The organism is Mesorhizobium sp. M7D.F.Ca.US.004.03.1.1, from assembly GCF_003998635.1.
In the GTDB taxonomy this organism is placed as follows: Bacteria; Pseudomonadota; Alphaproteobacteria; order Rhizobiales; family Rhizobiaceae; genus Mesorhizobium; species Mesorhizobium loti.
The window spans coordinates 1-7649 of sequence record NZ_RZQG01000221.1 but is presented as its reverse complement, the minus strand read 5'-3'; the positions used below and the strand labels follow the sequence as shown (position 1 = coordinate 7649).

General features: G+C 63.7%; 9 protein-coding genes. 1 reads left to right on the top strand and 8 read right to left on the bottom strand.

What is annotated here, in order from left to right; genetic code table 11:
• A partial coding sequence (locus tag EN935_RS14785) for a glutamine synthetase family protein (RefSeq protein WP_127373403.1) occupies window positions 1-1028 on the top strand: 1028 nt, incomplete at its 5' end.
• 50 nt (window positions 1029-1078) lie between these two features.
• On the opposite strand, the gene EN935_RS14780 is transcribed toward EN935_RS14785, so the two are convergent.
• From EN935_RS14780 to EN935_RS14745, 8 genes are all read right to left on the bottom strand, one after another.
• Window positions 1079-1414 (bottom strand): hypothetical protein, encoded by a 336-nt coding sequence (locus EN935_RS14780; RefSeq protein WP_109659489.1) that lies wholly within the window; start codon window positions 1412-1414, stop codon window positions 1079-1081.
• Between the two features lie 77 nt (window positions 1415-1491).
• Complete coding sequence (locus EN935_RS14775; protein WP_109659491.1) at window positions 1492-2340, bottom strand: endonuclease/exonuclease/phosphatase family protein; 849 nt, start codon at window positions 2338-2340, stop codon at window positions 1492-1494.
• 141 nt (window positions 2341-2481) lie between these two features.
• On the bottom strand, window positions 2482-3945 hold the full coding sequence (locus tag EN935_RS14770; RefSeq protein WP_109659494.1) for a phosphatidylserine/phosphatidylglycerophosphate/cardiolipin synthase family protein: 1464 nt from the start codon (window positions 3943-3945) through the stop codon (window positions 2482-2484).
• 88 nt (window positions 3946-4033) lie between these two features.
• Window positions 4034-4846, bottom strand: coding sequence for a 3-methyl-2-oxobutanoate hydroxymethyltransferase (locus tag EN935_RS14765; RefSeq protein WP_127262908.1), 813 nt, complete (start codon window positions 4844-4846; stop codon window positions 4034-4036).
• A 10-nt stretch (window positions 4847-4856) separates the two neighbouring features.
• Window positions 4857-5639, bottom strand: coding sequence for a hydroxypyruvate isomerase family protein (locus EN935_RS14760; protein ID WP_126070281.1), 783 nt, complete (start codon window positions 5637-5639; stop codon window positions 4857-4859).
• Between the two features lies 1 nt (window position 5640).
• Entirely contained in the window at window positions 5641-5952 is a 312-nt protein-coding gene (locus tag EN935_RS14755; protein WP_109661247.1) for a MocE family 2Fe-2S type ferredoxin, read from the bottom strand.
• Between the two features lie 114 nt (window positions 5953-6066).
• Complete coding sequence (locus EN935_RS14750; protein ID WP_127262907.1) at window positions 6067-6891, bottom strand: ATP-binding cassette domain-containing protein; 825 nt, start codon at window positions 6889-6891, stop codon at window positions 6067-6069.
• Window positions 6891-7649 (bottom strand): ABC transporter permease (locus EN935_RS14745; protein ID WP_164771136.1); only part of this gene is annotated, 759 nt, incomplete at its 5' end. The genes EN935_RS14750 and EN935_RS14745, both read right to left, overlap by 1 nt.

Sequence of the window (7649 nt, the reverse complement as noted above, 5' to 3'; positions counted from 1 at the left end):
GCCCGTTCGATCCGCGCGGCGTGCTCGCCCGCGTCGAGGAACGCGCCCGGGCGCTCGGCTACGAGCCGATGATCGCACTCGAATACGAGTTCGGCATCTTCCACGCCGACCACGATCTGATGCGCGCCGGGCGCTACCGCGAGCTGAAGCCCTGGGGCCATTCGCTGATCAATTATGATCTGGTGCGCAGCGGCGAATATCAGGATTTTGCCGCCGAATTCATCACCCGCATGAAGAGCATCGGCATCGGCGTTGCCTCGCTGGTCACCGAATATGGCTATGGCATGTATGAATACGCGCTGACGCCGAAATCGGCGCTGCAGGCAGCCGACGACGCCATGCGCGCCAAGCTGCATCTGCGTGAACTGTGCGCCGAGCGTGGCCTGGTCGCCACTTTCATGACGCGCTTCCAGCCGCCAGGCAAGGAAAGCGCCTGTGGCGCGCATCACCATGTCAGCCTGTGGCGCGACGGCAAGCCGGCTTTCGCCGCCGGTCCGAACCGGCTGACGCCGGTCGCCGACAAATTCCTTGCCGGCCTGCTCAACCGGATGCAGGAAACGCATCTGCTGTTTCGGCCGACGGTCAATTCCTATCGCCGCTTCGATCGTGGCGCCTGGTCGCCGGAGGACGTCGCCTGGGGGTTCGAGAACCGTACAGCACCCATCCGCGCCATCACCACGCCGAATGACGGCGCCTGCCGGCTGGAGCATCGCGCGCCTGGCGCCGACATCAATCCCTATCTGTCGATTGCCGCGATCTTGGCGGCGGGCTGCGAGGGGATTGAGAAGGATCTGCCGCTCGAAGCGCCGGTGACGTCGAACTTGGCCAATCTCGACAAGCCGAAGCTGCCGCGCACGCTCAATGCTTCGATCGAGGCGTTCGCCGCCTCGGATTTCTGCGCTGATGCCTTCGGCGATGCCTTCCGCGACAATTATGCCGAGAGCCGGCGGGCCGAGCAGGCGGCGTTCGACGCCTGGCAGGCGTCGCACATCACCGACTTCGAATGGCAGCGCTATTTCGTCAGCTAGTCATGCCAGAGCGAAACCGGCCGGCTTTCGCTGGGCGGTTTATCTAGGCATCAGCCGCAGACGCGGACCTCCTCGATCACCCTGTGGTGGTGGCGCCAGTGCTTGACCAGTTCGATATGGCAGCGGTGATGCCGGTGGTGGCGGCGATACTCGCCATCGTTGTAGTCACCGTACTGCACGCTGCCGTTCTGATCGTCACCATACTGGTTGTCGTTGTTATACCGGTGATGGCGACGAACGACAATTTCGCCGTTGTCGGACTGATCGTCCTGTGAATACTGGTTGTTGTCGTCGGACTGGATAATCACGCTTGCGGCTTGCGTGGGTGCAATGACCGCAGCTGTCGCGGCAAATGCCAACATGGAAGCTAAAATCAGTTTTTTCATTTCATCCTCCTGCGAGTTAAAGACATATCAACTCGACATATCAACTCGCGGAAGAACCGGGCGGTTCCACCGGAAATCTACACGCTTTGCGACGCCGGAGATATCAAGGCGTTATCGGAGACACGCTCCAGGCGCACGAAGGCCGTCAGCGGCAGGTGGTCGGAGGCAACGCGCGAAAGCGGCGTGTCATGCGCGTCGACAGCGGCAATCATGCCATGCCTGTTGGCCATGATCCGGTCGAGCGCCAGCAGCGGCAGGTTTGAGGGGAAGGTGGGGACCGCCGGCGGCTGCGGGCCGAACGTCGCATGCAGCGTGTTGAGCGCGGAGCGGTTGCCGAGCCGCCATTCGTTGAGGTCGCCGAGCAGCAAGGTCGGCTTTTCGTCCGGGCTGTTCATCAGTTCAAGCACGACACGTGCTTGCTGGGAGCGCGAACGGCGCAGCAGGCCAAGATGGGCGGCGATAATGCGCAGCGTCTGACTTCCATCGAGGTCGATCTCCGCCACCACCGCGCCGCGCGGCTCCAGACCCGGAAGCTTGATCTGATGCACGTCACGAACGACGCCCTTCTTGAACAGCAGGACATTGCCATGCCAGCCATGGCCCTTGCCGGTCGCGGAAATCGGCACCGGAACCAGGCCGGTTTCCCGCTCGAGCCGGGGCAGGTCGAGAAGCCCATCACGGTCGCCGAAACGGTTGTCGGCTTCCTGCAGCGCAATGACATCCGGATCGATTTCGCGGATAACGCGGATGGTCCGCTCCGGGTCGAACTTCCTGTCGACGCCGATGCATTTGTGGACATTGTAGGAGGCAACCAGTGTGCCGGTGATGGCTGTCGTCTTGTGTGCAGCGGCGTTTGCCTTCTGCATCCGGCGGTCACGAATGGATAGAAGCATGCTTGCCGGGAGGCTGCGTCCGTTCATTCGCATCGTGTGCCTGCCATTTCAGCTGCTTTCACCATGCACCTCAAATAGAGTCTTTGGGCTTATGTTCCATGATCGACACCAAACTATCCGGCAAACACGTCGTTTTGTTAAAGATAGGGTGAACCCATCTAGGGCTAAGCCCATCTAGAGATAGGGTGAACCCAGCCAAAGCACCCGGTCGAACAGCCTGATAAGGAATGGCCGGGCCCGCAACGCGTCCAGCGTCACCGGCACGGCGGAGGCGATTGCCGACCCGATCCGCGCCTCGATCTCGCTGGCAAAGCCGGCGTCGAGCACCTCGAGGTCGATCTCGAAATTCAGCCGCAGCGACCGGGCGTCAAGATTGGAAGAGCCGACATAGGCCCACACACCGTCGATCGAAAGCAGCTTCGAATGGTCGAACGGTCCCTCGGTACGCCAGACGCGGCAATAATGTTTCAGCACCTGGTCGAACTGCGCCGTCATCGCACGGTCGACTAGGAAGAGGTTGTTCACGGCCGGCACGACGATGTCGATTTCGACACCGCGTCTGCCGGCGGTGATCAGCGCACTGATCAGTTCCCGATCCGGCAGGAAATAGGGCGACATCAGGCGGATCGACTTGCGGGCGACTGAGAAGGCACCGATCAGCAGCTTGTGGTTGGTCTCGTTGCTGGCGTCCGGGCCGGACGCGACCGCCCGTACCAGCATCGGCACGCCGGGCGACGGTGACAGCGGGGCAATTCGCCAGGCATCCCCCTTCAGAGCCTCATTGGTGGCGAAGCGCCAGTCCTCGGCGGCGACCGAAAAGAGGTCGGCTACGACCGGACCGGTCACCCGGAAATGTGTGTCCCTGGCGCTGTTGGAGCCGGCGAATTCGGCGGAGAAGCCCTTGCGGATGTTCATGCCGCCGGTGAAGGCGGCCATGCCGTCGACCACCAGGATCTTCCGGTGGGTCCTGAGATTGGCGTAGGGCAGGCGCAGGCCCATGACGATGTTGCCGTTGAAGACATCGGCGGGGATGTTGGCCTCGCGCAAATGCCCAAGGATGCTCGGCACGGAGTAGCGGGCGCCGACGGCATCGATCAGCACGCGGACGGTGACGCCGCGCCGGACAGCTCCAGCCAGCGCTTCGACGAAGAGCAGGCCGACGGCATCATTGTCGAAAATATAGGTCTCGAGCAGGATGCTGCGCTCGGCGCCGTCGATGGCCGCGCACATGGCGGCATAGGCCTCGTCACCTGTCTCCAGCACATCGATTGCATTTCCCGGGTTGAGCGCGCGCCGTGCCACCCTGTCGCCCAGTGTTCTCAAGCCCGTGAAGCGCTGGCCGTACCGCTCGACGATCAGGGCCTCTTCGGCGGCGAGGTCGCGTTCATACTTGGCGGACACCGCGTCGCCGGCCAGCGGACGCTGTGCGGTGATCGTGGCACGACGAATGCGGTTGATGCCGGCGACGGCATAGATCAGCACGCCGAGGATCGGCGACAGCACCATGACGCCGACCCAGCCGGTGGCGGCGCGGACATCCTCCTTGGTCATGACGGCGTGGGCGATGCCAGCGGTCGCCATCACCACCGAGATGATGGCGAGAATTTGTGGCCAGTGAGTCGCCAGGGTCTCCAACATGGCCGAGACTATCCAGCGAGCGATTGCAGAAGGCAATGCGGCCTATCATGTCGCCGGATTGCGCGGGTCGCGCGTCCGCAGATAGCCGCTAGAGACCCAGAGAGGCCTTGAAAGCAGAAAGCTGCTCGTCGGCGACCGCAACCACGTGCTGCGGCTCGGGATAGGCGCCGGTCTGCACGTCGGATATGAACTCACGATAGGCGGCGATGCGCTCGCGCTGCAGCCGCTCATATTCGGCGGCGAAGTTGCGGTAGGTCTTGGCGTGGCGCGGCCTGTGGCCAGCAGTGTGGCCAAGCACGTCCTCGCTGAACAGATACTGTGCGTCGGCATGCGGCCCGGCGCCCATGCCGAGCATGATCAAGGGTGTATTCCGGGTGATCAGTTCGGCAACCCGGTCGGGCACCACTTCCAGCTCGGCGCCGAAGCAGCCGATGGCCTCCAGGCGCTTGACGTGATCCCACACCGCCCGCGCACTCTCGGCCGTCCTGCCGACGGCCTTGAAGCCGCCGGTCCAGGTGCATTGCGAGGGGATCAGGCCGACATGGGCGACGACCGGCACCGCATTGTCGCAGAGCGCCTTCTGGATATCGAGCGAGGCGGCGCAGTAGAAGCAATCGCCGCCGATGCGCATGAAGTGGTAGGCGGTTTTCAGATAATCCTCCGACGTGACCAGATCGCCGGCGGGGCCATAGGGTAGCCCGACCTGCACGAAGCAGCGGCCGGCCGCCTCGCGCATCTCTGGCGTGAAGAAGCGGCCCTCGATCGAAAGCATATCGACGCCGGCTGCATCCGCCGCTGCCGCCTCCTCAAGCGAGGTGACGTACAGCATGGAAATCTTTTGTCCGCGACCCTTCATGGCGCGGATGTCGGCGACGGTGGGGCGGCTGCTCTTGGTGACCATTCTTGTTCCCTCAGACGGTGAAAGCTTCGCGGAAGGCCTGCAGGGCAAATTCGGGATCACCGGAGGCAAACGCCTCCATGCCCACCGGCCCACGGTAGCCCATGTCCTTCAGTGCACGGGCGATGCCGCGATAGTTGATCTCGCCGGTGCCGGGCTCCATGCGTCCGGGCACATCGGCCACCTGGACCTCGCCGATCCACGGCAGGCAGGCGCGGCACAGCTCGATCAGGTTCCCTTCGCCGATCTGCGCATGGTAGAGATCGAGATTGAGGCGCAGGCCCGGCCGGTTGATATCAGACACTAGTGCAAGCGTGTCCTCGGCGCGCCCAAACGGCACGCCGGGATGGTCGACCGGCAGGTTCAAATTCTCCAGCGTGAACGTCACGCCCTCGGCTTCGGCGAGGTCGGCAATGCGGTTCAGCGTGTCGCGCGCCTTGAGCCACATCGCGCCGGTGACGATCTCGCAGGGCGTGACCGGCAGGCCGCCATCGCCCAGTCCGGTACCATGCAGATTGAGCCGCGCGACGCCGAGGCGCTTGCCGACCGCCGCCGTCTCCTTAGCCGTCTTCAGCAATTCGGCGGCACCCTCGTCATCGGCCAGCCGGCCGTGCAAATATCCATTCATGATCGAGAAGGTCGCGCCGGATCTTTCCAGCATTGCGAGATCGTGCTCGGGCCAGTTCCAGAGGCCGACCTGGAAGCCCATTTCGGTGAGGCGCTTGACGCGCCATTCCATCGGCCGGTCGCGCCACAGCATTTCGACGCAAGCCGCAAGCGTAAACGTATCGGACATGTCAGACCTCGATGTACACGCGGCCGTCCTCGACCTTCGTGGTGTAGGTTTTCAGGTTCACGCAGACCGGTGCGCGCAGCGCTTCGCCGGTCCGGTAATCGAACACGCCGTTGTGCTTCGGGCATTCGATCCTGTGTTCCATAACCAACCCGCCGCTCAGATGCACCTTCTCATGCGTGCACAGCCCGTCGGTGCAGAAGAATGCATCGTCGGGGCTACGGTAGATGGCGAATGTCCGGCCCTCGTGATCGAAGCGGATGACGTCCTCTTCCTCGATGTCATCGGTCGCGCACGCATCAATCCACTTTGCCATTGCTGGTTCCTGCAAGCCTGTCTTTGGTTGGTTGAAAAAGGCGGCCGGCGGACCACGCATTCCGCCGGCCGTACAGGAAGATGCCCGGGAGGAGGAGATGGGCGTCTTCACTGGTCACGCGTGGCTCGCGCCCTGCGTCGCATGCCCGTTGTCAGCCGCCGAGAAGCTCTCGATCTCGGCTTCAAGCTCGGCCATCTGCTCGCCGCCGGCCATCAGGTCGGTGATCGCCTCGCGGCTCTTCTCGCCCTTGCGAAAGTCGGCGGCCTTTGAGCCTCTGATGAGGACGGCGAAGTGGTCGCCGACGGTCAGGGCATGGACGACATTGTGGGTGATGAAGATCACCGCAATGCCCTTGCGGCGCGCCTGCAGCACAATGCGCAGCACGTGCGCCGCCTCCTTGACGCCAAGCGCCGCGGTCGGCTCGTCGAGGATCAGCACGCTGGCGCCGAAATGCACGGCGCGCGCGATCGCCAGCGCCTGGCGTTCACCACCGGACAGCCCACCGACAAGGCGGTCGCCGTCATCGATGCGGGTGATGCCGAGCTGGCGCATCTCGGTGACGGCGATCTCGTTGGCCCGTTTGCGGTCGTAGATGGTCAGCGGCCCCCAGCGTCGCGTCGGCTCGGCGCCGACGAAGAAGGAGCGGCCGATGCTCATCAGCGGGAACGTCCCGCCGAACTGGTGGACGGTGGCGATGCCATGGTCGCTGGCGTCGCGCGGGCTGTCGAAGGCGACTGATTTGCCGTCCATATCCATCGTGCCCGATGTCGGCTTGTGGACACCGGAGAGGATCTTGATCAGCGTCGACTTGCCAGCGCCATTGTCGCCGAGCAGGCACAGCACCTCGCCTCTGTTGACCTCGAGCGAGATGTCGTGGAGCACATCGATCGGACCGAACGACTTGTTGATTCCAGTCAGCCTGAGCAGGGGCGGTGTCATCAGCGAGCCCTCGATTTGGCACGTGGTGCGTAGGTCAGCGCCATGGTGCGGAAGGTGTTGTTCATCAGCACGGCCGCCAACAGCAGGACGCCGATGATCAGGCTTGCCCAGTTGGCGTCGAAGCCGGTGTAGAAAATGCCCTGGTTGACGATGGCGAAGGTCAGCGTGCCGAGCACGATGCCGACGACCGAACCGTAGCCGCCGGTGAGCAGCACGCCGCCAATGACCACCGCGATGATCGAGTTGAAGATGAAGGATTGGCCTGCGGCCACTTGCGCGCTGTTGTAGAGGATCGCCTGTGACATGCCGACAAAGGAGGCGCACAGGCCGCTGCTCATGAACAGGGCGATGGTCACCCGGTCGGTCGGGATGCCGGCGTTGCGGGCGCTGACGGCATCGCCGCCCATGGCCAGGATCCAGTTGCCGAAGCGCGAGAAATTCAGGATGAAGCCGACGATCAGGATGGCGGCGATCCACCAGAACAGCGTCACCTCGAACTTGCCGCCGAGATAGTCGCCGAACAGAAGCTTGGCGGTCGGTCCGCTCTTCAGCGCGACGCTGGTGCTGCCGGAGAGGATGACCGAGAGGCCGAGCGTCAGGCCGGCGAGCGCAAACAGCGTGGCCAGGGTGACGACGAAGGACGGCACCTTGGTGCGGATCACCAGCACGCCGTTGATGAAGCCGACGGCGAGCCCAAGGCCGAGCGCGGCGAGGATGCCGACGATGATCGGCAGGCCGTAATGGCCCGACAGGATAGC